We start from the raw sequence: 24,082 nt of genomic DNA on the forward strand, positions 1-24,082 counted from the left end.
ACTCAGCTCCCCCCGCCGCCACCCTGCCCCCGCTGCTCAGCAGCCCGATCCTCCGCGGACGGCCCGAACGTACGGTCAACAGCCCTGTCGAACTGCTCCTGGTCCACGCCGATGAGGTCATTGATCGCGCTGACCCGCTGCCCGCCCAGACCCTCGGTCAGCACCGCCCGCCCGGTGTCCTTCCACGTCTGACCGGCTTCCTCACGGGCCCGTTCGAACGACTCCGCGCTGTAGTCCGGGTCCAGATAGTCGGGTCGGAGGACCTCGCCCCACCCCTGTTCCACGATCTCGTCCTCCGAGGCGTGCGGATTGCCGACGGCGGCGTTCACCGCGACCTTCATCGTCCCCTCGATGTACCGGTCCTCCTCCCAGACCAGCCCTGCCGCCAGCCCCAGCTTCGCCGCGATCGTGTTCGCGTCCTGGACCAGCGCCCGCACCCCCCACTCCCACCGCTCGCAGAAGTCCTCGAAATCCGTCGACAGCCCGTGGTGCCCGGCCTCCATCCCGGTCATCGACAGCTCCGAGAGGCCCTTGCCCATCAGCGAACCGGTTCCGGTACCGATCTCACCCAGTTCCGCGACCGCCGACCGCAGCCCCGAGGTGATCCGCTGCACACTCTCCCGGGAAACGCCCAGATCCTCCGCGCCGCCCATCAGCGCACACCCCCCTGGCCCGCGTCCACGGCCACCGCGTCCGGCACGATCCCCACCACCGGCGGAAACAGCATCGACCCATCCCCATCGGCGATGTTCACCGCCACACCGGCCGGCGCGCCCAACGCGGGAACCACCTCGTCCAGCAACCGCGCGCCACGCATCTCGGCGAACTCCCACGACCGACCGGCCTCACCCCGCGCCGCCGCGAACCGCGCCAGCGCCCCCTCATCAGTGAAGCCGCACACCCACCGCACCCCACCGAACTCGGCCGTCCACAGCCCGCCGTCCGCCACCGGCACCAGCACCAGCGACCGCCGCAACTCCCCCACCAGCGCCCGGGGATCACCCACCCCGGCCCGCCCCTCAGCGATCCGCTCCGCCAACCCCGTACCCACCACGGAACCCCCTCCGGCTCTCGAACCCACCAGCACCGTAGGCCCCCGCCAAGCGAGACCGCCAGGAAACCCGTCGACGGGCGGGTCGCTTCCGCGGGCGCGACGAGACAGGGGCAGTCCGGAGTCCTCTGACACGATCATTTTTGCCATCGGCAGGCAAAGGGCACACTGCCCAAACAATTGGTCTAGACAACGCGAAAGCCCCGGGCCGCTGGCCTGGGGCTTCACTATGGAGCGGGTGACGAGAATCGAACTCGCGCTCTGAGCTTGGGAAGCTCATGTTCTACCATTAAACTACACCCGCGCAGCCATCCCGGTGATCCAGAACCGCAGCGCCGCTCACTCTACCCCATCCCCGCCCCGGCCGGTACAACGCGCGACGCGCCCGGCCCCCGGGCCCCGTCGACGCGGGTCTCGCGGGCGGCAGTTGGGGCGTACGGTGGGGAGGCGGAGTGCCGCTCGCGAGTCCGATTTGTTCATCCCCTAATGTGGGTGTTCGTCCGCATTTGTTGGGGAAGGGACTCGATGGACTTGTTGGAGCGCACCGTCGTCCGCTGTGCCGAAGGGCACGTTTTCGCCACCGCCTCGTTTCCGATGCAGCAGCTCGGGGCCGGACGGATCGGGCCCGCGCGGCTCGTTCGGTGTCCCCGGTGTGCGCGGTTGCGCAGTGTGGTGCCGGTGGAGGCGCGGCGGCGGTAGCGGTGGTGAGGAGTCGGCGGGGGAGTGGCGAACGCTGAGGAAGGGGCGCGCGGAGCCGTCCGGGTCGGGCGGGTCCGCGCGCTCTGCGTATCCTCGGGGGGTGCTTCTCTCAGACAAGGACATCCGGGCCGAGATCGACGCCGGACGCGTACGCATCGATCCCTACGATGAATCCATGGTGCAGCCATCGAGCATCGATGTGCGGCTCGACCGCTACTTCCGGGTGTTCGAGAATCACCGCTATCCCCATATCGACCCGGCCGTCGAGCAGGCCGATCTCACACGGACGGTCGAGCCGGAGGGCGATGAGGCCTTCATTCTCCACCCGGGGGAATTCGTCCTGGCGTCGACCTACGAGGTCATCAGCCTGCCGGACGACCTCGCCTCGCGGCTGGAGGGAAAGAGCTCCCTCGGCCGGCTCGGGCTCGTCACCCACTCGACCGCGGGGTTCATCGACCCCGGGTTCTCCGGTCACGTCACCCTCGAACTGTCGAATCTCGCGACGCTGCCCATCAAGCTCTGGCCCGGGATGAAGATCGGCCAGCTCTGTCTGTTCCGGCTGTCGTCGTCGGCGGAGTTCCCGTACGGCAGTGAGCGGTACGGCTCCCGTTACCAGGGGCAGCGCGGGCCCACGGCCTCCCGCTCGTTCAAGAACTTCCACCGGACGCAGGTGTGAGCATGAGTGGCGTACGGGAGAACCTGACGTACGACAGGTTCGGCGGCGCGATCCGGGAACTGGCGCAGACCATCGCCGACGACGGGTACGAGCCCGACGTCGTCCTGTCGATCGCGCGCGGCGGCGTCTTCGTGGCCGGCGGCCTGGCGTACGCGCTCGACTGCAAGAACATTCATTTGGTGAATGTTGAATTTTATACGGGAGTGAATGAGACTCTCGAAATGCCGGTCATGCTAGCCCCGGTGCCGAATGCGATTGATTTCTCCAATAAGCGAGTCCTGATCGCGGACGATGTCGCCGACACCGGGAAGACGCTGAAGCTGGTCCACGACTTCTGTGTCGACCATGTCGCCGAGGTGCGTTCCGCCGTCATCTACGAGAAGTCCCACTCCCTCGTGAAGTGCGAGTACGTCTGGAAGCGCACCGACGACTGGATCAACTTCCCCTGGTCGGTCGAGCCGCCCGTCGTCCGGCGCGAGGGCCAGATCCTCGACGCCTGAGCGGGTCCGGGAGCAGGCGCCCGGCCGCCCCCGGCCGGGACCCCGGTGCCCCGGGGTCCCGGCCGGGTGGCTGGGATTCCCCGTACAACCATCTCGCCGTCAGGCGGGTCCCAACGGTGTCGGCCGAAGGGGTCGCGACGATGGGAGATCCTTCCGTGGCATCGAGCTGTCGAACGTTTCTGGCCGCCTCCGTGGCGGCGGTTCTCACCGGGGGGCTGATCACGGTCACCGCCGGTACCGCCGTCGCGGCCCCGGCAGCCGCCGGGGTGAAGAGCGATTTCAACGGCGACGGCATCCGTGATGTCGCGGTCGCCTCGCCGGGAGCGCGGGTGGACCGGGTCGACGGAGCCGGCGCGGTCACCGCGTTCTACGGCTCGCCGGCGGGCGTATCCGCCGGCCGGCACACCAACATCAGCCAGAACACGGCGGGTGTCCCGGACGGCGCGGAGCCGCTCGACTTCTTCGGGGCGGCCACCACCGCCGGTGACTTCGACTCCGACGGCTTCTCGGACCTCGCGGTCTCCGCCGTCCGGGAGGATGTGGGCGGCGACGCCGACGCCGGTACGGTGCAGATCCTGTGGGGGTCCCCGCAGGGGCTCTCCGGCGGGTCCACGCTGACCGACCCGGCGCCGGATCGGCACGACCGGTTCGGCGCCTCCCTCGCCGCCGGCGACTTCGACGGCGACGGCACCGACGATCTGGCGGTGGGCACCACCTCGGCCACCCTCCATGTCTTCAGCCGGGGCATCTCCAGGGCCGGGAAGCCGGGAGCGGTGTCCGCGCGCCCCCTGCCCCTGCGCGCTGCGGCCGGTGCCGGGATCTTGAACCTCACCGCCGGTGACGTCAACAAGGACGGCCGCGACGACCTCATGGTGAACGGTCTGAACCCGGTCAAGTCGGCGACCGACGGCAAGTACCACAACGTCAACCACTACGTGCCCGGCTCGGCCTCGGGGCCCAGCGCCGCCGGCGGCAAGCGGATGCCGGGTGGTGACAGCGGGGCGATCGGGGATCTCGACGGCGACGGATACGGCGACATCGTCACCGGGGTGTGGTGGGGCCGGGGCACGCCGGACGGCCCGCCCGGCGGCAAGGTCGTCATCACCCACGGCTCCTCGCGCGGGCCCTCGGCGCGCACCCGGACCATCACGCAGGAGTCCGGCGCCATCCGCGGCGACTCCGAGGGCTGGGACAAGTTCGGCCGGGCGGTGGCGGTCGGGGACATCAATGGCGACGGGCGGCTCGACCTCGCGATCGGCGCCCCCGACGAGAACATGAGGCTCAGCCCCGGGGGAGGCGGCGTCTCCTACTACATGGGCACGGTCACGGTGCTGCGCGGCACCGCGCGGGGCGTCGACACCGAGGCGGGCACGCAGTACTTCCACCACGCCACCCCCGGCGTACCCGGAGCGGCCAACGGCGGTGAGGTGCTCGGCAGCGCGCTGATGCTCCAGGACCTCAACGGCGACAGGGCCGCCGACCTCGTCGCCGGCGCCCCCGGGGACAGCAACGGGGACGGTTCCGCCCTCGTCCTGTACTCCGACGGTGCCGCCATCGGCACCGAGGGGGCGAAGCTCCTCTGGGCCAAGCTGGTCGGTCTCGACCCGGTCGGGTTCCCGAACTTCGGGGCCGCCCTGGACACCTCCCGCACCCGCTACATCTGGCACGACCAGTAGGCCCCGGAACGTCTGTGGGCCCCGCCGTCACGGCGGGGCCCACAGACGTTCCTCCGGGGCGCGACGCGCGCCGGAGGCTCAGATCGTGCCCAGCTTGATGATCGACAGCAGGGCGATCAGCTGGATCGCTGAGGCCCCCAGCGCCTTCGGCCACGGCAGATCGTGCGACTTGCCCACCATCACCGTGAACAGCGCCCCCGCCGCCAGCCAGGTCATCCATCCCAGCACCTGCACCAGGGAGTTCTCGCCGCCCAGGAACATCGCGAAGACCAGCCGCGGCGCGTCCGTGATCGACATGATCAGCATGGACAGGCCGACGGTCGGCTGCCAGGCGCCCGTACCGCCGAGCTGGCGGGCCAGGGTGTGGGTGACCGCACCCATGATCAGGCCGCCGATCACAAAGGCGACACCGGTCGTCAGGACATAGGGGATCGCCGACGAGATCGTGGCGTTGATCGTCTCTTCGCGCGCCTTGTCGAAGCCGAAGATCGCGAGCATGCCGTAGATCAGGGTGACCACCACCGCGGGGCCCCACACCGGGTAGTCCCGCATCTGGAGGAAGGTCGGGCCCGGGCGGGTCACCATGCCGGTCAGCAATTGCTTCCACGGCAGCCGGGGGCCCGCCGGGGCCGCGGGGGCGTGGCCCGCCTGGTAGGTCTCGCCCTGGCCGTAGGGGTCGTCGACCCGGAACGCCTGGGTGTGGCCCGGGCTGTTCGCGTACGGGTCGTGGGGCGCGGCCGGGCCGCCGCCGTAGGGGGGTTGCTGCTGTTGGGCGTACGGGTCGCCGAAGTACTCCGGTTCGCCGTGCTGCGGATGCGGGGCCCCGCGCCGGCCGCCGGGAGACCGGGGCGGCTGAGGGGACTGGGGCCACTGCGGCGGTGGTGGGTGCGGTTGCTGCTGCTGCGCGTGCGGAGGGCGAGGCGCCGCACGGTCACCGCCGTACGGTGGCGGCGCCTGCCGCGGTTGCTGCTGCTGCGTGCGGTTGCTCCGGCCGCGTCCGATCCTGAATCCAGCCACGCCCTCGAACGTACCCGCTCCGGGCCCGCCGAGTACCGGCGGAACGGTCCACAGCGGTCCTTTGCTGCCGACCTGTGACATCCCCTAAGGGGTCCCCGGGGCCCGGGATCGGGGCCCCGGGGGACGCCGGCGGAGGGGACCGCCGTGCGGACCACCCTGCGGACCGCCGTGCCGACCACCCTGCGGACCGCCGTGCCGACTACCGTGCCGGTTCCGGCTCCGGCGCGTCCTCGGGCTCCGCCGGCGGAGCCGGGTCCTGGGGCGGCGTCCGGACCGAGTCCAGGAGCAACTGGGCCACGTCCACGACCTGGAGGCTCTCCTTCGCCGAGCCGTCGTTCTTCTTCCCGTTGACCGAGTCGGTGAGCATCACCAGACAGAACGGGCAGGCCGTGGAGACGATGTCCGGGTTCAGCGACAGCGCCTCGTCCACCCGCTCGGTGTTGACGCGCTTGCCGATCCGCTCCTCCATCCACATCCGGGCGCCGCCCGCGCCGCAGCAGAAGCCGCGCTCCTTGTGGCGGTGCATCTCCTGCTGGCGCAGGCCGGGGACGGCCGACATGATCTCGCGCGGCGGCGTGTAGACCTTGTTGTGGCGGCCCAGGTAGCAGGGGTCGTGGTAGGTGATGAGGCCGTCGACCGGGGTCACCGGGGTCAGCCGGCCCTCGTCGATCAGGTGCTGGAGCAGCTGGGTGTGGTGGATCACCTCGAACTCGCCGCCCAGCTGCGGGTACTCGTTGGCGATGGTGTTGAAGCAGTGCGGGCAGGTGGCGACGATCCGCTTGGCGGTCTTCGGCTTCCTGGTCGACTCGTCCTCGTCGTCCTCGCCGAACGCCATGTTCAGCATCGCCACGTTCTCCTGGCCGAGCTGCTGGAAGAGCGGCTCGTTGCCCAGCCGGCGCGGCGAGTCACCGGTGCACTTCTCCTCGCCGCCCATGATCGCGAACTTCACTCCCGCGATGTGCAGCAGCTCGGCGAAGGCCTTCGTCGTCTTCTTGGCCCGGTCCTCCAGGGCGCCGGCGCAGCCGACCCAGTAGAGGTAGTCGACCTCGGAGAGGTCCTCGATGTCCCTGCCGACGATCGGCACCTCGAAGTCGACCTCCTTGGTCCACTCGACGCGCTGCTTCTTCGCCAGGCCCCAGGGGTTGCCCTTCTTCTCCAGGTTCTTGAGCATGGTCCCCGCCTCGGACGGGAACGCCGACTCGATCATGACCTGGTAGCGGCGCATGTCGACGATGTGGTCGATGTGCTCGATGTCGACCGGGCACTGCTCGACACACGCCCCGCAGGTGGTGCAGGACCAGAGGACGTCCGGGTCGATGACCCCGTTCTCCTCCAGGGTGCCGATCAGCGGGCGCTCGGCCTCGGCCAGCGCGGCGGCGGGCACGTCCTTGAGGGCCTCGGCGGACGCCTTCTCCTCGCCCTCCATGGTCTTTCCGCCGCCGGCCAGCAGATAGGGGGCCTTGGCGTGCGCGTGGTCGCGCAGGGACATGATCAGGAGCTTGGGGGAGAGCGGCTTCCCGGTGTTCCAGGCCGGGCACTGCGACTGGCACCGTCCGCACTCCGTGCAGGTGGAGAAGTCGAGGATGCCCTTCCAGGAGAAGTGCTCGACCTGGGAGGCGCCGAAGACCGCCTCCTCCGCGCCGTCGTCGAAGACCGTCTCGAAGTCGATCTCGGTGCCGCCGGAGGTCATCGGCCGCAGGGCGCCGAGGGCCGGCGCGCCGTCCGCGTTCCGCTTGAACCAGATGTTGGGGAAGCCGAGGAAGCGGTGCCAGGCGACACCCATGTTGGTGTTGAGCGAGACCGTGATCATCCAGATCAGCGAGGTGCCGATCTTCACCATGGCGGTGAAGTAGATCCAGGTCTGGAGGGTGCCGGTGGCCAGTCCGTCGAAGAGCAGGACGAGGGGGTACGAGACGAAGTACGCGGCCTCGTAGCCGTCGACGTGGTGGATCGCGCCCTCCAGTCCGCGCAGGACGAGGATGGCGAGGCCGATGGTGAGGATGATGTACTCGACGAAGTACGCCTGCCAGGCCTTGGAGCCGGCGAAGCGGGACTTGCGGCCCGCCCGGGAGGGCAGGTTCAGCAGCCGGATCGCGATCAGCACCACAATGCCCACCACGGTCATCAGGCCGATGAACTCGGTGTACATCTCGAAGGGGACGAAGCCGCCGATGACCGGCAGCACCCAGTCGGCGCGGAAGAGCTGTCCGTACGCCTGGACCAGCGTCGGCGGGAGGGTGAGGAAGCCGATCGCGACGAACCAGTGCGCGAAGCCCACGATGCCCCACCGGTTCATCCGGGTGTGGCCGAGGAACTCCTTGGCGAGGGTGATCGTCCGGAGGCGTGGGCTGTCGGTGCGGCTGCCCGACGGCACCGGCTGGCCGAGCTTCACGAACCGGTAGATCTGGGCGACGGCTCGGGCGATGAGCGCAACGCCGACCACGGTCAGGACCAGCGACACGATGATCGCGGCGAGTTGCATTTCGGGGCTCCTCGGGCCTGCGAGGTGGGGGATCGTCAACACTACTAAGCGGTAACTTAATCAGTCCGTGCTGACACTACCCACCTTTTTCGCCGCACTGTAGCCACCCGACCGGTGATCTGTGTCGCTCAGGCGACCCTTCCCCGGCCGCGCGGGCCCGGCCGCGGGCCCGGCCGCGCCCGCGGGAGCGCCGCGAGCCCCGGCGCGCGCCCCCGGAGCACCGCCCCGGGGGTGCGCGCCAGAAGCAGCAGATCCAGGCCCAGCCAGCACTCCTGCGCGTAGTGCAGATCGAGCACCGCCATCTCCTCCCACGGCAGCTCCGAGCGCCCGCCGGTCTGCCACGGGCCGGTGATCCCGGGGCGTACGGCCGCTCTGGCGCGGGCCCCGTCCGCGGCGGCGGCGGTCGCGGGGGCGAGCGGGCGCGGGCCCACCAGGGACATCTCGCCCCGTACGACATTGATGAGCTGCGGCAGGTGTTCGAGGAAGTGGCGGTGGAGCAGCCGGCCCGTGCGGGTGGCCGGGGCGGCGCGGAATCTGAGCATGGTGAAGGGCCGCCCGCCGAGGCCCGCGCGCCGGGCGGGGGCGAGGACCGGGCCCCGGGAGCCGGTGGCGACGGCCACCGCGAGCGCTGCCAGCAGCGGGGCCAGCAGGAGCAGCAGAGCCGAAGCGCCGGCCAGGTCCAGCGCGCGCTTGGCCCGGGAGAGGCCCGGGTGGTCCGGGCGGCCGTGCCGGCTCCGGCGACCCGGGCGATCCTGCCGGCTCCGGCGGCTCCGGGGGCCCGGGGAGCGGGGGCGGCCGGGGTGGCCCGGGGAGCCGGTTGTCCGCGAGGAGGGTTCCGCCATGAGCCGCCGCCGCCCTTGACCCGTGACTGCCACAAGCACCCCAAGGGGTACTTTAAGGAGCATTGCGGGCACACTCTTCCAGATGGGGCGGGGCGAGGGCGGCTCCGCCACGCGCGCCCCGGTGGCGCCCGGCGCGACCCGGCCGGACGGGGGCGGGGGTGCCGCCCCCGGCGGCAGGGGTGCGGATAAGGCTGGGATAAAAGTTGAGCGGGGGCGACTCAGGTCTGTTGACTCCGGGAGGCCGGTCGTGCATCCTTGAGCCAGATCCACTCAAGTAGTCAGCTGGAGGAATTGACATGGCACGTGCGGTCGGCATCGACCTGGGCACGACCAACTCGGTCGTCAGCGTTCTGGAGGGCGGCGAGCCCACCGTCATCACCAACGCCGAGGGCGCCCGGACCACGCCGTCCGTCGTCGCCTTCGCGAAGAACGGCGAGGTGCTGGTCGGCGAGGTGGCCAAGCGCCAGGCGGTCACCAACGTCGACAGGACCATCCGGTCGGTCAAGCGCCACATGGGCACCGACTGGAAGATCGAGATCGACGGGAAGAACTTCAACCCGCAGCAGATGAGCGCCTTCATCCTGCAGAAGCTCAAGCGGGACGCGGAGGCGTACCTCGGCGAGAAGGTCGCCGACGCGGTCATCACCGTCCCGGCGTACTTCAACGACTCCGAGCGCCAGGCCACCAAGGAGGCCGGTGAGATCGCGGGCCTCAACGTCCTGCGCATCGTCAACGAGCCGACCGCCGCGGCCCTCGCCTACGGCCTGGACAAGGACGACCAGACGATCCTGGTCTTCGACCTCGGCGGCGGCACCTTCGACGTCTCGCTGCTGGAGATCGGCGACGGCGTCGTCGAGGTGAAGGCGACCAACGGCGACAACCACCTCGGTGGTGACGACTGGGACCAGCGTGTCGTCGACTACCTGGTGAAGCAGTTCGCCAACGGCCACGGCGTGGACCTCGCCAAGGACAAGATGGCTCTCCAGCGTCTCCGCGAGGCCGCGGAGAAGGCGAAGATCGAGCTGTCCTCCTCCACCGAGACCTCGATCAACCTGCCCTACATCACCGCGTCCGCCGAGGGCCCGCTGCACCTGGACGAGAAGCTCACCCGGGCGCAGTTCCAGCAGCTCACCTCGGACCTGCTGGACCGCTGCAAGACCCCCTTCCACAACGTCATCAAGGACGCGGGCATCGCCCTCTCCGAGATCGACCACGTGGTGCTCGTCGGTGGTTCCACCCGGATGCCCGCCGTCGCCGAGCTCGTCAAGGAGCTGACCGGCGGCAAGGAGGCCAACAAGGGCGTGAACCCGGACGAGGTCGTCGCCATCGGCGCCTCGCTCCAGGCCGGTGTCCTCAAGGGCGAGGTCAAGGACGTCCTGCTCCTCGATGTCACCCCGCTGTCCCTCGGTATCGAGACCAAGGGCGGCATCATGACCAAGCTCATCGAGCGCAACACCACGATCCCGACCAAGCGCTCGGAGATCTTCACCACGGCCGAGGACAACCAGCCGTCCGTGCAGATCCAGGTCTACCAGGGCGAGCGCGAGATCGCGGCGTACAACAAGAAGCTCGGGATGTTCGAGCTGACCGGTCTGCCGCCGGCCCCGCGCGGGGTCCCGCAGATCGAGGTCTCCTTCGACATCGACGCCAACGGCATCATGCACGTGACCGCGAAGGACCTGGGCACGGGCAAGGAGCAGAAGATGACCGTCACCGGCGGCTCCTCGCTGCCGAAGGACGAGGTCGACCGGATGCGCCAGGAGGCCGAGCAGTACGCGGACGAGGACCACCGCCGCCGCGAGGCCGCCGAGACCCGCAACCAGGGCGAGCAGCTCGTCTACCAGACCGAGAAGTTCCTCAAGGACAACGAGGACAAGGTCCCGGGCGATGTGAAGACCGAGGTGGAGACCGCCATCGGTGAGCTGAAGGAGAAGCTCAAGGGCGAGGACATCGCGGAGATCCGCACCGCCACCGAGAAGGTCGCGGCCGTCTCGCAGAAGCTGGGCCAGGCGATGTACGCCGACGCCCAGGCCCAGCAGCCCGCCGGTGACGCCCCGGGCGACGCCGGCGCCGGCCAGCAGGCCAAGGCCGATGACGATGTCGTGGACGCCGAGATCGTCGACGACGAGAAGGACACCAAGGGCGGTGCGGCGTGACCGAGGAGACTCCGGGCTTCGACGAGAAGCCCGACGTCCCCTCCGGCGCCACCTCTGACGATGCCGCCGCCGAGGCCGCCGAGCCCTCCGACGAGGAGAGCAAGGCGGCCCCGGCCGGGGACGAAGCGAAGATCACCGGCCTGACGGCCCAGCTGGACCAGGCCCGCACGGCGCTCGGCGAGCGCACCGGCGACCTCCAGCGGCTCCAGGCCGAGTACCAGAACTACCGCCGCCGGGTGGAGCGGGACAGGGTCACGGTCAAGGAGATCGCCACGGCGAACCTCCTGGCCGAGCTGCTGCCCGTGCTGGACGACATCGGCCGCGCCCGGGAGCACGGGGAGGTGGTCGGCGGCTTCAAGTCCGTCGCCGAGTCCCTGGAGACCGCGGCGGCCAAGATGGGCCTCCAGCAGTTCGGCAAGGAGGGCGAGCCCTTCGACCCGACGATCCACGAGGCGCTGATGCACAGTTACGCCCCGGATGTCACCGAGACCACATGCGTCGCGGTGCTCCAGCCGGGGTATCGCATCGGCGAGCGGACCATCAGGCCCGCCCGGGTCGCGGTGGCCGAGCCCCAGCCGGGGGCGGCGCCCGCGTCCGGCAAGGACGACGCGGCGAACGACGAGGAGAGCGGTGGCCCGGAAGAGGGCTGACGCGCGACGGACAGGAACCGTCCGGAAGGAGGGACGTCGATGAGCACGAAGGACTTCGTCGAGAAGGACTACTACAAGGTTCTCGGCGTCCCCAAGGACGCCACCGAGGCCGAGATCAAGAAGGCGTACCGGAAACTCGCCCGCGAGTACCACCCGGACGCCAACAAGGGCGACACCAAGGCCGAGGAGCGCTTCAAGTCGATCTCCGAGGCGAACGACATCCTCGGTGACCCCAAGCGGCGCAAGGAGTACGACGACGCCCGCGCCCTCTTCGGCAACGGCGGCTTCCGGGCCGGCCCCGGGGGCGCTCCCGGGGGCGGCTCCTTCAACTTCGACCTGGGCGACCTCTTCGGAGGCGCCCAGGGCGGGGCCCAGGGCGGTCCCGGGGCCGGCGGCTTCGGCGGCGGTCTCGGCGATGTGTTCGGCGGACTGTTCAACCGCGGCGCCGGTACGGCCGGCCCGCGCACCCAGGCCCGGCGCGGCCAGGACATCGAGTCCGAGGTGACGCTCAGCTTCACCGAGGCGGTCGACGGGGCCACGGTCCCGCTGCGGATGTCCAGTTCGGCGGCGTGCAAGGCCTGCGCGGGCACCGGAGACAAGAACGGCACCCCCAGGGTGTGCCCGACCTGTGTCGGCACCGGACAGGTCTCGCGCGGCGGCAGCGGCTCCTTCTCGCTCACCGACCCGTGTGTGGACTGCAAGGGCCGGGGCCTGATCGCCCAGGACCCCTGCGAGGTCTGCAAGGGCAGCGGGCGCGCCCGTTCCTCGCGCACCATGCAGGTCAGGATTCCGCCGGGCGTCTCCGACGGCCAGCGCATCCGGCTCCGCGGCAAGGGCGCCCCCGGCGAGCGGGGCGGCCAGGCCGGTGATCTGTATGTGGTGGTCCATGTCGGCGACCACCCGGTCTTCGGCCGCAAGGGCGACAACCTCACCGTCACCGTGCCGGTCTCCTACCCGGAGGCGGTGCTCGGCGGCGAGGTGAAGGTGCCCACCCTGGGCGGCCCCCCGGTCACCCTGAAGCTGCCCGCCGGCACACCGGGCGGCCGGACCATGCGCGCCCGCGGCAAGGGAGCGGTCCGCAAGGACGGCACCCGGGGTGACCTGCTGGTCACCGTCGAGGTCGCGGTTCCCGAGGAGCTGAGCGACAAGGCGAAGGAAGCGCTGGAGGCCTACCGCGAAGCCACCGCGGAGGAGGACCCGCGGGCCGAGCTGTTCCAGGCCGCGAAGGGAGCATGACATGGACGGAAGGCGCCGCAATCCCTACGAGCTGACCGAAGAGTCGCCGGTGTATGTCATTTCGGTGGCGGCTCAGCTCTCCGGTCTGCATCCGCAAACGTTGCGGCAGTACGACCGGCTGGGTCTGGTCTCGCCCGGCCGCACCCCCGGCCGGGGGCGGCGCTACTCCGCCCGGGACATCGAGCTGCTGCGCACCGTCCAGCAGTTGTCCCAGGACGAGGGCATCAACCTCGCCGGGATCAAGCGCATCATCGAGCTGGAGAACCAGGTCGCCGCGCTCCAGGCGCGGGTGGCCGAGCTGTCGTCCGCCGTGGAGAACGCGGCGGTGGCGATCCAGCAGCGCGAGGCCCAGGTGCACGCCTCCTACCGGCGCGATCTTGTGCCGTACCAGGATGTGCAGCAGGCGAGCGCGCTGGTGGTGTGGCGCCCCAAGCGGCCCGGGTCCGGGGACTGACCGGCCGGCCCGGGGGCCGGCGGCCCGCGCGGGTCCCGGCCGCCCCGGAGACCGGCCGCCGGTCCCGGCCGGGGTCCCGGCGGTTCTGCCCGGCGTCCGCGCCGGTCCCGGTGCCCGGCCTCCGGTCTCCCTGGCCGGAAGGTTTCGCAGGGTCCGAGCGGCTCCGCGGCGGATGAACCGCCCTGGGGGCCGCTCGGCCGCGTACCGCCCCCGTCCGGCCTCCCGGCGGCGCCCCGGGGCGGACAGGCCGTCAGGCGGCCCGTAAGGGGCTCCCACGGCCCCCGCCATCGACATCGCCCCCGGTGCGTCCGCACCGGGGGCGATGGTTTTTGGCCTTTCCGCCCCGCCCGGCCCCTCGGGGCCGGGCGGGCGCACCGCACGGGGCGTCAGGAGTCGTGCTCCAGGAGCTTCGACTGCGCGATCAGATACCCCAGCTGGGTGCGGCTGCCGCTGCCCAGCGACGACCCCAGCTTGGCGATATGGGCCCGGCAGGTCCGGACATTCATCCCGAGCCGACGGGCGATGGCCTCATCCACATGCCCCTCCACCAGCAGTTTCGCGATGGATCGCTGCACCCCGGTGATGCCGTCCAGGTCCGGTCCGTAGCTCACCGGCTCCTCCCAGGGCAGTCCGTGCAGCCAGAACTGCTCGAAGACCCCGACGAGATACTCCACGATCCCCTTGTGCCGCAGCTCCAGCGCCGAGAGCCGGTCGCTGCTCGCCGGGATGAAGGCGACCCTGCGGTCCACGATGATCAGCCGGTCGATTATCTCCTCCAGCGTCCGCACCTCCACCCCGGAGGGCCCGACCTGCTCCATATAGGCGAGCGTCGCCGGGTGGTGCCTGGCGGTGTGCTGGTAGAGCGTCCGCATCCGCACACCCCGCTCGATCAGCGGTTCCACCCTGCGCAGCGCCTTCTCCAGGATGTGCGGCTGCCGGCCGCTGCCCGGCTGGACGGTGAGCAGTTCCTCGGTGCAGTCGGCGGTGACCTGGTCGAGGGTCGAGTTGATGCGGTTGAGGCCCTCCAGGACGGTTACGCCCTGGGGAGCGGTGGAATTCTGAGCGGTGAACGCCATGAATGGCTCAAGAGCGTCGGTCAGAGCCACCGTTCGGCGTCGGCGCTCTTGGATCTCCCGCTCAATGGGGTGTATCAGCTGTGTCAGCGCGGTGGTCGGCGGCACCGGACGGAGCCACTGCGCGTCGTCGGGGTCCGGGTGCAGCAGGGCGAGATCGAAGAGGCAGGGTGTGGGTTCCGCTTCCGACCGGGCGATTCGACCGGTACGAAGAGCGGTGATGTACAGACTTTTCCCAGCCTCGCACAACTCGCCGTCTGCATGAGGGTGTCCGAATTCGCCCTCGTTCGACGTCATATGCACCCCCTCAGGCTCCTGCATTACAGGAACATGATGCCTGCCGTCGCTGGTGCAAGCGTTCGGAGTGAGACATCGTCTTATGCGCGGGGGAGGAGGAATGATCAAAAGAGGTGGAGATCACCCATGTCTAGGACGCTACGTGCTCTTTGTGCTCTTGCCATAGCGGCTGCCGCGCTCGGCGTGGGAGCCTCCGGTGAGCCCTCCTGGGGTAGCTCTCCTGCCGACAAGGTGGCGGGGACCCAGGGTGAGCCTTCATGGGGATTCAACGGAGAGCCTTCGTGGGGTTCCGCCCCCACGGAGACGATCGCCGCCGGACTGGGTGAGCCCTCCTGGGGCGACGCGCCGACCGGCGAACCCTCCTGGGGAGTCCCTCCGACCAGCAGCACCGAAGCATGACCGTTCCACCGGACGACCGGGTCTTCCGGCGTGAGATGGCGACGGCCTACCGCTCGGGGTGGCATTTCATCGACCTCGTCACGGCAATCCCCCACCGTGGCGACTCGTTGATGGTCACTCTGTTCGGCGAGCCCATCGTCGTCGCCCGTGAAGAGGACGAGGACGTCCGTGCCTATCGGTGCCTTCGCCGGCCCCGTGGCGCTCCGCAGCCCGTACGGTGCGCGATCCGCTACGGAATGATTTTCGTGAACCTCGACCAGCGTGACCACCAGCTGGCCGAGCCCGACACCACCACCGCCACCCCCCGCAGTGCTTGAGCGATTCCCCCGTCGTACCAAATCGCTCAGGCGCTTCCCCCACACAGCGGCGTCATCGCGGACCTGAAACGCGATGGCGCCGCTGTGCTTTTCCCGGCGCGGCCAGGCCAGGCCGGTACGGGACCGGGGCCGCTCACGGGACCGGGGCCGCTTCACGGAACCCGGGCCGCTCAGGCGCGTGAGATGCCGGCCCCCCGGCCGAGCGCCCGCTCCACCGTGATCTCGACGACCACCCGGTCCGGGTTGGGCGCGGGCATCCGCTCGTACCGCTCCGCATAGCGGCGCACCGCGTCCGCCACCCGCTCCTCGTCGGTGTGCACCCGGGCGCGGCCCTCCAGCGTCGCCCAGCGCCCCCGGTCCACCTGGCAGACCGCTACCCGCGCCCCGCCCTCCCGCTCCGCGCGGAGGATGTGGGCGACCTTCCGGCTGCCCTTGTTGGTGATCACCCGCGCGAGTCCGGTCCCCGGGTCGAAGGTCACCCCCACCGGGACCACATGCGGGCTGCCGTCACCCCTCAGGGTGGTCAGGGTGCAGAGGTGGTACTCCCGCCAGAAGGCGAGGTACTCGGGGCTGAGAGTGCTGACATCGAGAGCCATGGCGTCAGCGTAATTGCAGCTGCCAAGGGGTGAACGGCCCGCCCGCCGCCCGGTCCGCCACCCGGATGGCGCACCATGGTTGAGTGGAATAGACTCAACTTTGTGCAGGTTAAAAGCGTCAGTGTTCAGGGGAAGGAGAGGGACGCACCCCGACCGTGCCCTGACCACCGGCCTACGCCCTGACCATCGGCCCGCGCCCCGACCACCGGCCCGCGCCCGACCCGCGCCCCGACGGGCCCCGGCCTCGGGCGGAGCCCGCCGAGGCCCGCCGGGCCGCCGCCCCCACCGACCACCGCCCCCCAAGAAGGAGGAGAGCCCGCACGTGGACGCCGAGCTGACCAACAAGAGCCGGGACGCCATCAACGCCGCCACCAGCCTGGCGGTGTCCGGCGGACATCCCGATCTGACCCCCGCTCATCTGCTGGTCGCGCTGCTCGCCGGCCAGGAGAACGAGAATCTCGTCGACCTGCTGGCGGCCGTCGAGGCCGACCAGGCCGCCGTGCGCGCCGGAGCGGAGCGGCTGCTCGCCGCCCAGCCCAGCGTCACCGGCTCCACGGTCGCGCCGCCGCAGCCCAACCGGGAGTTCCTCGCGGTGATCACCGAGGCGTCCCGGCAGGCGAAGAAGCTGAACGACGAGTACGTCTCCACCGAGCATCTGCTGATCGGTCTCGCCGCCAAGGGCGGACAGGCCGGCGAGGTGCTCACTCAGCAGGGCGCGTCGGCCGGACGGCTGCTGGACGCGTTCGAGACCGTCCGTGGAGGCAGGCGCGTGACCACCCCCGACCCCGAGGGCCAGTACAAGGCCCTGGAGAAGTTCGGCACGGACTTCACCGCCGCGGCCCGCGAGGGCAAGCTCGACCCGGTCATCGGCCGGGACCAGGAGATCCGCCGGGTCGTCCAGGTGCTCTCCCGCCGCACCAAGAACAACCCGGTGCTCATCGGCGAGCCCGGCGTCGGCAAGACCGCCGTGGTCGAGGGCCTGGCCCAGCGGATCGTCAAGGGCGATGTGCCCGAGTCGCTGAAGAACAAGCGGCTGGTCTCGCTCGACCTCGGGGCGATGGTCGCGGGCGCCAAGTACCGGGGCGAGTTCGAGGAGCGGCTCAAGACCGTGCTCTCCGAGATCAAGGGGAGCGACGGCCAGATCATCACCTTCATCGACGAGCTGCACACCGTCGTCGGCGCGGGCGCGGGCGGCGACTCCGCGATGGACGCGGGCAATATGCTCAAGCCGATGCTGGCCCGGGGCGAGCTGCGGATGGTCGGCGCGACCACCCTGGACGAGTACCGCGAGCGGATCGAGAAGGACCCGGCGCTGGAGCGCCGCTTCCAGCAGGTGCTGGTCGCGGAGCCGACCGTCGAGGACACCATCGCGATCCTGCGCGGGCTCAAGGGCCGGTACGAGGCCCACCACAAGGTCCAGATCGCCGACTCGGCGCTGGTGGCGGCGGCCACCCTCTCCGACCGGTACATCACCTCCCGCTTCCTGCCCGACAAGGCCATCGACCTGGTGGACGAGGCCGCCTCCCGGCTCCGGATGGAGATCGACTCCTCCCCGCTGGAGATCGACGAGCTCCAGCGGGCCGTGGACCGGCTGCGGATGGAGGAGCTGGCGCTCAAGAACGAGTCCGACCCGGCCTCCGTCCAGCGGCTGGAGAAGCTCCGCCGCGACCTCGCCGACAAGGAGGAGGAGCTGCGCGGCCTCACCGCCCGCTGGGAGAAGGAGAAGCAGGGCCTCAACCGCGTCGGCGAGCTGAAGGAGCGCCTCGACGAGCTGCGCGGCCAGGCCGAACGGGCGCAGCGCGACGGCGACTTCGACTCGGCGTCCAAGCTGCTGTACGGGGAGATCCCGGCACGGGAGCGGGAGCTGGCCGAGGCGTCCGAGGCCGAGGCGGAGGTGCGGACGGACACCATGGTCAAGGAGGAGGTCGGCCCGGACGACATCGCCGATGTGGTCGGCTCCTGGACCGGGATTCCGGCCGGCCGGCTGCTGGAGGGCGAGACCCGGAAGCTGCTGCGGATGGAGGAGGAGCTGGGCCGCCGGCTGATCGGCCAGAGCGAGGCCGTGGCGGCCGTCTCGGACGCGGTCCGGCGCACCCGCGCGGGCATCGCGGACCCCGACCGGCCCACCGGATCGTTTCTCTTCCTCGGCCCGACCGGTGTCGGCAAGACGGAGCTGGCCAAGGCCCTCGCCGACTTTCTCTTCGACGACGAGCGGGCGATGGTCCGCATCGACATGTCGGAGTACAGCGAGAAGCACAGCGTCGCCCGGCTGGTGGGCGCCCCGCCCGGCTATGTGGGGTACGAGGAGGGCGGCCAGCTCACCGAGGCGGTGCGCAGGCGCCCGTACAGCGTGGTGCTGCTGGACGAGGTGGAGAAGGCGCACCCCGAGGTCTTCGACATCCTGCTCCAGGTGCTGGACGACGGGCGGCTCACCGACGGACAGGGCCGCACGGTCGACTTCCGCAACACGATCCTGATCCTCACCTCCAACCTCGGCAGCCAGTTCCTGGTGGACCCGGCGGTCGGCGCGGAGGAGCGGAAGGAGCGGGTCCTGGAGGTCGTCCGGGCCTCGTTCAAGCCGGAGTTCCTCAACCGGCTGGACGATCTGGTGGTCTTCTCGGCGCTGACCGTGGACGAGCTGGAGCACATCGCGGGGCTCCAGCTCGACCGGCTGGCCCAGCGGCTCGCCGAGCGCCGGCTCACCCTGGAGGTCACTCCGGAGGCGCTCCAGTGGCTGGCCCGGGAGGGCCACGACCCGGCGTACGGGGCCCGCCCGCTGCGGCGGCTCGTGCAGACGGCGATCGGGGACCGGCTCGCCCGGGAGATCCTCGCCGGGGAGGTCACGGACGGTGACATCGTCCGGGTGGACCGTTTCGAGGACGGTCTGATCGTGGGCCCGGCCGCCGGGAAAACGCCGTAGTCCGGGCGGTGGGCGCGGGCCTGTGACGGCGGGCCCGCGCTCCCTCGGGGGTAGGGGGTGCCGGACCCGGCCCGTGATGGGGGAGGATGGCGGCTATCCGTACGAAGGGAAATCCACGGTGACCATCGATCCGTCCTCGATTCCGAATTTCGGGGGCCAGCCCCAGCCCCAGGCCGAAGGACCGGCGGGCCCCGTCGTTCCCGACCAGGACCTGGTCAAGCAGCTCCTGGACCAGATGGAGCTGAAGTACGTCATTGACGACGAGGGCGACCTCGCCGCCCCGTGGGAGGAATTCCGCACGTACTTCATGTTCCGCGGCGAGGCGGACCAGCAGGTCTTCTCCGTCCGGACGTTCTACGACCGGCCGCTGCCGGTCGAGGAGCGGTCCAAGGTCCTCGATGTCATCGACGACTGGAACCGCCGCACCCTGTGGCCCAAGGTCTACACCCACCTCCACGAGGACGAGGAGGGCGGGGCCACCATCCGTCTCATCGGTGAGGCGCAGATGCTCATCGGCGCGGGCGTCAGCCTGGAGCACTTCGTGTCCTCCACCGTCAGCTGGGTGCGGGCCGCCATCGAGTTCGACAAGTGGCTCATCGAGCAGCTGGGCCTGGAGCCCGCGTCGGACGACGAGAAGCCCGGCGACGACGCCTGATCCGTCCGCTCACCCGGTCTCCGGCCGCGCCCGTTCAGAGCGCGATGGGGGACAGCGTCAGCAGATAGGTCCCATAGGCGAAGGAGAGCCCGGCCAGGGCGGCGGTCACCACGGCCGCCACCCTGGGCCGGGCTCTTGTCAGCGCCCGCGCGGGAACGATCAGCAGCGGGAACGCGGGCAGCAGAAAGCGCGGCTTGGACTCGAAGAAGCCCGAGCCGCCGATGGTGATCAGCACCAGCACCCCGGTGTAGACCAGCAGTGCCACCGGCGGGCGGTCCAGCGCCAGCAGCGCGAACAGCACCACCGAGACGGCGACGATCAGCAGCGCCAGCACCAGGGGCAGCAGCGCGGGCCGCAGCACGATGTCCCGGACCACCCGCAGCGCCCCCACCCCGAAGTCGAACTTCGAGGTCCACCCGCGCTGCACGTCGAAGTAGCCGCCGAGCGGGCTGCCGGTGCGGAACCCCACGTACAGCACATAGCCGCACCAGCCGAGCGGGGCGAGCGCCGCCCCCGCCCAGATCCGCCGTCCGCCGCCCCGGCCCCTGGCCCGTACCAGGGTGTACGCGGCCACCGCGAGCACCGCCGCCGCCACCGCGACCCCATTGGGCCGGGCCAGCCCCGCGGGCACCGCCAGGGCGCCCGCCCAGAGCCAGCGCCCGGTCAGCACCGCGTACAGCGACCAGGCGGCGAAGGCGGTCAACAGCGGTTCGGTGTACGCCATGGTGAGGACGACCGAGTGCGGCAGCAGGCCCCAGAGGACCACCAGCGCGCTCGCGACCCGCTGCCCGTGGAGCTTCTCGCCGATGGCGTAGATGCCCCAGGCCGCCGCGCCCGCCGCCGTCCAGGAGATCAGCAGCCCGGCGGTGCCGCTGGTCACCGGGAGGACGGAGGTCACCGCGCGGATCAGCGCGGGGTAGAGCGGGAAGAACGCCAGATCGCTCTGGACCGCGCCGTCGGGCCAGGTCAGGGTGCGTCCGTAGCCGTGCTCGGCGATCAGCATGTACCAGTCGGAGTCCCAGGACCTGGCGAGGGTGCGCCGGGCCGGGCGGTCGATGTGCCAGGCCCAGCCGGTCATCACCAGCAGCCCGGCCAGCCGGGCCGCGGCGAACAGCCCGAGCGCGGGGGCCGCCCGCCGCAGCGCGGCGCGCCGGCGGGACGCGGGCCGTGAGACCGCCGTGGTGCCGCCGCCCGCTGTTCCGTCTGTTTCGTCGAAAGTCTCGGCGGACAGGGAGCACCTCCGGGCGCGCACAGGGTTCGGTCAGACCGACCATGAGCGGCCCGGGCGGCTCGCGCGAGCGCTGAGCATCCGACAGGGCCGGTTTCGCGCCCGTTCCCACCCGGTCGGCTGAAAGGGGGCGTGTCGCCCGTGACAGCGCGCCCCCGGGCCCCCGCCGCCGGCGGTCAGCCGCGCCCGCCGGACGTGCTCCCGCCCCCGGCGGGCGTCAGGGTCCGCAGCCGGGAGACCGCTTCCCGCAGCACCCGCTCCTGTTTCGGGAAGGCGAACCGGACGAAGGGCGCGCCCTGTTCGCGGTGGTCGTAGAAGACCGCGTTGGGGATCGCCACCACCCCGCACCGGGCGGGCAGGGAGCGGCAGAAGGCGAATCCGTCGCTCTCGCCCAGCGGCCGGATGTCGGTGGTGACGAAGTAGGTGCCGGCGGGGCGGTAGACGGTGAACCCGGCGTCCGCGAGCCCCGCGCTCAGCAGATCCCGCTTGGCCCGCAGCTCCTCGCGGAGCCCGTCGAAGTAGCTGTCCGGCAGCCGGAGCGCCTCGGCCACCGCGTACTGGAACGGGCCCGCGGAGACATAGGTCAGATACTGCTTGGCCGAGCGCACCGCCGCCACCAGCTCCGGCGCGCCCGTCAGCCAGCCGACCTTCCAGCCGGTGAACGCGAAGGTCTTGCCGGCGCTGGAGATGGTCACCGTCCGGTCCCGCATCCCGGGGAAGCCGGCGATCGGCAGATGCTCGCCGTCGAAGACCAGGTGCTCGTAGACCTCGTCCGAGACGACCAGCAGATCCCGTTCGACGGCCAGCTCGGCGACGGCCGCCAGCTCCGCGCGGCCGAGCACGGTCCCGGTGGGGTTGTGCGGGGTGTTCAGCAGGATCATCCGGGTGCGGCCGGTGACCGCGTCCCGCAGTTCGTCCGGGTCGAGCCGGTAGACGCCGTCCTCGGGGCGCAGGGTCACCGGGACCCGCCGGCCGCCCGCCATCGCGATGGCGGCGGCGTACGAGTCGTAGTACGGCTCCAGCGCGATCACCTCGTCGCCCGGCTCCACCAGGGCGAGCAGCGCGGCGGCGATGGCCTCGGTGGCGCCCGCGGTGACCAGGACCTCCGTGTCGGGGTCCACGGTCAGGCCGTGGAAGCGGAGCTGGTGTTCGGCGACCGCGGCGCGCAGCTCCGGGATGCCGGGCCCGGGCGGGTACTGGTTGCCCCGGCCGTCGCGCAGCGCCCGTACCGCCGCCTCCCTGATCTCCTCGGGGCCGTCGGTGTCGGGGAAGCCCTGGCCCAGATTGATGGAGCCGGTCGCGGCGGCCAGCGCCGACATCTCCGCGAAGATCGTGGTGCCGAACTCGGCCAGCCGGCGGTTGAGCAGCGGTCGGGTGCCGGGCACGGGGCCGGGCGGGGGCACATCCTTGGTCGCCATGGCGCCATCCTCGGTGGAAGCTCTGGAGTTCCTCAAGTCTGCTTTGGGCGTGTGGCGGCACGGGCATCGCACTTCCACAGAGCAGTCAGGCGAGAAGCGGTCACGCGATGGCGCGGGGGGCTCGCTTCGGGGGAAGAAAGTCGGTGGGGGCTATGGGAGCTTTCGTCGCTATTCTGTTCGTGATGATTCTGGCGCTGGCGATCGCCCAGGTGAGGCGGGGGGCCGGGGCCGGGAAGGTGCGGAGCGGCAAGGGCGCGCGGAACCACCGCACCTCCCGCAGGCGGGGGGACGCGGGTGGCGGTGGCGCCGACGGCAGTTGGTGGTCGGGGGACAGCGGGGCCTCGGGGAGCCATGGCTCCCCGGGTTCCTCGGGCAACTGCTCGCCGTCGTCCGGCGGCTCGTCCTGCGGCTCGTCCTCGTCGAGCTGTGGCGGCGGGGGCGGGGGGTGCGGAGGCGGAGGCTGCTGACACGGGGCAGCGGGTCCGCGACCGGAAAGAGGCATCCGGCGAGAACTCTCTCGCCGGATGCCTCTTTTCCGCTGTTCCGGCGGTTCCATCCGTTACACCCTTTCCATCCGGTCCATCCGTTCCATCGGTTCTGTACGCGGGAAACCCCGTGCGGGCGGGTTTATGCAGGGTGTTTTGTTGAACAGTTGAACCGTAAGGCCCCCTAGGGGATGGAAACCCCTTCAAGTTGGGTAAAAACACTGCGAGCACCGCGTACTTCATGATTCAGTCGTTGACGGAACCTGTTGGAACCACCCAGCCCTCGGGCCGGCTTTCCGGCCCCGAGCAGGCGGTCCTCCCACCTTGATGTACTCCCGCTCAGGGGCGCCTCAGGTTCACGTATCCACCGCCGAAGCGTGTTTGCGGAGCCGACCCATGCTCACGACCCTCAGTACCGCCTACACCGACACCCGTGCCGACGACCTCGCCTGGGCACTCGGACGGGAGCCGCTTCCCGCCCTGGCCGTCCTCGATCTGGAGCTCTCCGGAGCCAAGCTCCAGCTCAGACTGCTCGGCGCCTCCCACCAAGTGCTCCTGGAGGAGGAGCAGGGCGCCTGCTCCGAGACCGTCGCCTGTATGTCCGGCAGCAGCACGCCCCTCCCGCTGGGCGTGGCCAAGAGAGTCGGCGACTGGGAGTACGAATTCGCCGCCCGCGTCGAGACGCTCTCCGAGGGCTCGTTCGCGGGGCGCGCGCAGGAACTCCTCGCGCTGGTCACCGACCATCCCAACTCCCTGGCCGGGACCTTCCCCGGCTCCCCGCACGCCTTCACCGCCATGATGGCGCAGCGGCAGGAGGGCCAGGTGCGCTGGCGCACCTGGCACGCGTATCCGCAGGAAGGGCGGCTGGTCGTCACCCGGACCCGGGTCGGCGCGGTCTCCCGCAGACAGCGCATGCGGCGCACCCTCCAGCCCGCCGGGATCTAGGAAGTCTCTTCCGGACCGGACCGGACCGGACCGGGCCGGGCCGGGCCGGATCGGACCGGACCGGGCCGGGCCGGGCCGGATCGGTGAGCCGGGTCCGGTGCCGTGCGCCGCGAGGCGGAGGGCCGAGCCACCGCGATGGGGGTGCCTCCCGTGCCCGCCGGGGCGCGCGAGCCCGGGGGGTCCCAGTGGAGGGCCCCAGTGGAGGACCCCGGCGGGCGGCGCCGGGGCGGGGCGGTGGCGTGCGGCCCGCCCCGGCGCCGGGGGGGGGGGGGGGCCCCCGGCCGCCCCGCCGCGGCGCGCACCCCCCCGG

20 protein-coding genes and 1 tRNA gene are annotated in these 24,082 nt (G+C 71.1%); 11 read left to right on the forward strand and 10 right to left on the reverse strand.

All coding sequences use genetic code 11. The annotated features are described in order from the left end of the window. Positions 1 to 2: 2 nt before the first annotated feature. The 3 genes from ACWCRA_RS33210 to ACWCRA_RS33220 all read right to left on the reverse strand — a co-directional run bounded on the left by ACWCRA_RS33210 (position 3) and on the right by ACWCRA_RS33220 (position 1,355). The gene (locus ACWCRA_RS33210; RefSeq protein ID WP_351549672.1) at positions 3 to 653 is read right to left on the reverse strand and encodes a hypothetical protein; all 651 of its coding nucleotides are present in this window, start codon (positions 651 to 653) and stop codon (positions 3 to 5) included. Then, positions 653 to 1,039, reverse strand: coding sequence for a hypothetical protein (locus tag ACWCRA_RS33215; RefSeq protein ID WP_392028081.1), 387 nt, complete (start codon positions 1,037 to 1,039; stop codon positions 653 to 655). Before ACWCRA_RS33215 ends, ACWCRA_RS33210 begins: the two co-directional genes overlap by 1 nt. 242 nt (positions 1,040 to 1,281) lie before the next feature. Further along, a tRNA-Gly gene (locus ACWCRA_RS33220) sits at positions 1,282 to 1,355 on the reverse strand. Between the two features lie 495 nt (positions 1,356 to 1,850). Here ACWCRA_RS33220 and dcd point away from each other — a divergent pair. The 3 genes from dcd (at position 1,851) to ACWCRA_RS33235 (ending at position 4,602) form a co-directional block, all read left to right on the forward strand. Next, a complete protein-coding gene (gene dcd / locus ACWCRA_RS33225) occupies positions 1,851 to 2,426 on the forward strand; it encodes a dCTP deaminase (RefSeq protein ID WP_351549678.1) in 576 nt (191 codons plus the stop codon). Positions 2,427 to 2,428: 2 nt separating this feature from the next. Continuing rightward, positions 2,429 to 2,926 carry a phosphoribosyltransferase gene (locus ACWCRA_RS33230; protein ID WP_451069317.1) on the forward strand — a complete coding sequence of 166 codons (498 nt, stop codon included), beginning with the start codon at positions 2,429 to 2,431 and terminating at the stop codon, positions 2,924 to 2,926. A 140-nt stretch (positions 2,927 to 3,066) separates the two neighbouring features. Then, positions 3,067 to 4,602, forward strand: coding sequence for an FG-GAP repeat protein (locus ACWCRA_RS33235; protein ID WP_351549683.1), 1,536 nt, complete (start codon positions 3,067 to 3,069; stop codon positions 4,600 to 4,602). 78 nt (positions 4,603 to 4,680) lie between these two features. Here the strand turns inward: ACWCRA_RS33235 and ACWCRA_RS33240 are convergent, their stop codons facing one another. From ACWCRA_RS33240 to ACWCRA_RS33250, 3 genes are all read right to left on the reverse strand, one after another. Further along, positions 4,681 to 5,619 (reverse strand): Yip1 family protein, encoded by a 939-nt coding sequence (locus tag ACWCRA_RS33240; RefSeq protein WP_351549686.1) that lies wholly within the window; start codon positions 5,617 to 5,619, stop codon positions 4,681 to 4,683. Between the two features lie 199 nt (positions 5,620 to 5,818). Further along, a complete protein-coding gene (locus ACWCRA_RS33245) occupies positions 5,819 to 8,101 on the reverse strand; it encodes a (Fe-S)-binding protein (RefSeq protein ID WP_351549689.1) in 2,283 nt (760 codons plus the stop codon). Positions 8,102 to 8,229: 128 nt separating this feature from the next. Further along, on the reverse strand, positions 8,230 to 8,943 hold the full coding sequence (locus ACWCRA_RS33250; protein WP_451069318.1) for a sugar transferase: 714 nt from the start codon (positions 8,941 to 8,943) through the stop codon (positions 8,230 to 8,232). Between the two features lie 296 nt (positions 8,944 to 9,239). On the opposite strand from ACWCRA_RS33250, the gene dnaK reads away from it, so the two are divergent. Genes dnaK through ACWCRA_RS33270 form a run of 4 tightly spaced genes read left to right on the forward strand, consistent with a single transcriptional unit; the run spans position 9,240 to position 13,439 of the window. Beyond that, the gene (dnaK, locus tag ACWCRA_RS33255; protein ID WP_351549695.1) at positions 9,240 to 11,099 is read left to right on the forward strand and encodes a molecular chaperone DnaK; all 1,860 of its coding nucleotides are present in this window, start codon (positions 9,240 to 9,242) and stop codon (positions 11,097 to 11,099) included. Continuing rightward, positions 11,096 to 11,749, forward strand: coding sequence for a nucleotide exchange factor GrpE (gene grpE, locus ACWCRA_RS33260; RefSeq protein WP_351549698.1), 654 nt, complete (start codon positions 11,096 to 11,098; stop codon positions 11,747 to 11,749). The genes dnaK and grpE overlap by 4 nt, the downstream gene beginning before the upstream one ends. Before the next feature lie 39 nt (positions 11,750 to 11,788). After that, positions 11,789 to 12,985, forward strand: coding sequence for a molecular chaperone DnaJ (gene dnaJ / locus ACWCRA_RS33265; RefSeq protein ID WP_351549701.1), 1,197 nt, complete (start codon positions 11,789 to 11,791; stop codon positions 12,983 to 12,985). 1 nt (position 12,986) lies between these two features. Further along, positions 12,987 to 13,439, forward strand: a complete 453-nt coding sequence (locus ACWCRA_RS33270; RefSeq protein WP_351549704.1) for a heat shock protein transcriptional repressor HspR — start codon at positions 12,987 to 12,989, stop codon at positions 13,437 to 13,439. 386 nt (positions 13,440 to 13,825) lie between these two features. On the opposite strand, the gene ACWCRA_RS33275 is transcribed toward ACWCRA_RS33270, so the two are convergent. Continuing rightward, entirely contained in the window at positions 13,826 to 14,809 is a 984-nt protein-coding gene (locus ACWCRA_RS33275; RefSeq protein ID WP_351549707.1) for a helix-turn-helix transcriptional regulator, read from the reverse strand. Between the two features lie 395 nt (positions 14,810 to 15,204). Here ACWCRA_RS33275 and ACWCRA_RS33280 point away from each other — a divergent pair, with 395 nt between their 5' ends. Then, on the forward strand, positions 15,205 to 15,525 hold the full coding sequence (locus ACWCRA_RS33280; protein ID WP_351549710.1) for a (2Fe-2S)-binding protein: 321 nt from the start codon (positions 15,205 to 15,207) through the stop codon (positions 15,523 to 15,525). A 170-nt stretch (positions 15,526 to 15,695) separates the two neighbouring features. Here the strand turns inward: ACWCRA_RS33280 and ACWCRA_RS33285 are convergent, their stop codons facing one another. Then, complete coding sequence (locus tag ACWCRA_RS33285) at positions 15,696 to 16,121, reverse strand: pyridoxamine 5'-phosphate oxidase family protein (protein WP_351549713.1); 426 nt, start codon at positions 16,119 to 16,121, stop codon at positions 15,696 to 15,698. Between the two features lie 322 nt (positions 16,122 to 16,443). Here ACWCRA_RS33285 and clpB point away from each other — a divergent pair, with 322 nt between their 5' ends. Beyond that, the gene (clpB, locus tag ACWCRA_RS33290) at positions 16,444 to 19,041 is read left to right on the forward strand and encodes an ATP-dependent chaperone ClpB (RefSeq protein WP_351549716.1); all 2,598 of its coding nucleotides are present in this window, start codon (positions 16,444 to 16,446) and stop codon (positions 19,039 to 19,041) included. A gap of 118 nt (positions 19,042 to 19,159) precedes the next feature. Beyond that, positions 19,160 to 19,696: a type III secretion system chaperone family protein gene (locus tag ACWCRA_RS33295; protein WP_351549719.1), complete on the forward strand. Its 537-nt coding sequence runs from the start codon at positions 19,160 to 19,162 to the stop codon at positions 19,694 to 19,696. Positions 19,697 to 19,730: 34 nt separating this feature from the next. On the opposite strand, the gene ACWCRA_RS33300 is transcribed toward ACWCRA_RS33295, so the two are convergent. Then, entirely contained in the window at positions 19,731 to 20,948 is a 1,218-nt protein-coding gene (locus ACWCRA_RS33300) for a hypothetical protein (protein ID WP_351549722.1), read from the reverse strand. A 152-nt stretch (positions 20,949 to 21,100) separates the two neighbouring features. Next, positions 21,101 to 22,342, reverse strand: coding sequence for a pyridoxal phosphate-dependent aminotransferase (locus tag ACWCRA_RS33305; protein ID WP_351549724.1), 1,242 nt, complete (start codon positions 22,340 to 22,342; stop codon positions 21,101 to 21,103). Between the two features lie 881 nt (positions 22,343 to 23,223). On the opposite strand from ACWCRA_RS33305, the gene ACWCRA_RS33310 reads away from it, so the two are divergent. Then, complete coding sequence (locus ACWCRA_RS33310; protein WP_351549729.1) at positions 23,224 to 23,772, forward strand: DUF2617 family protein; 549 nt, start codon at positions 23,224 to 23,226, stop codon at positions 23,770 to 23,772. Positions 23,773 to 24,082: the final 310 nt, after the last annotated feature.

It is taken from the genome of Streptomyces sp. NPDC001889, from assembly GCF_053594535.1.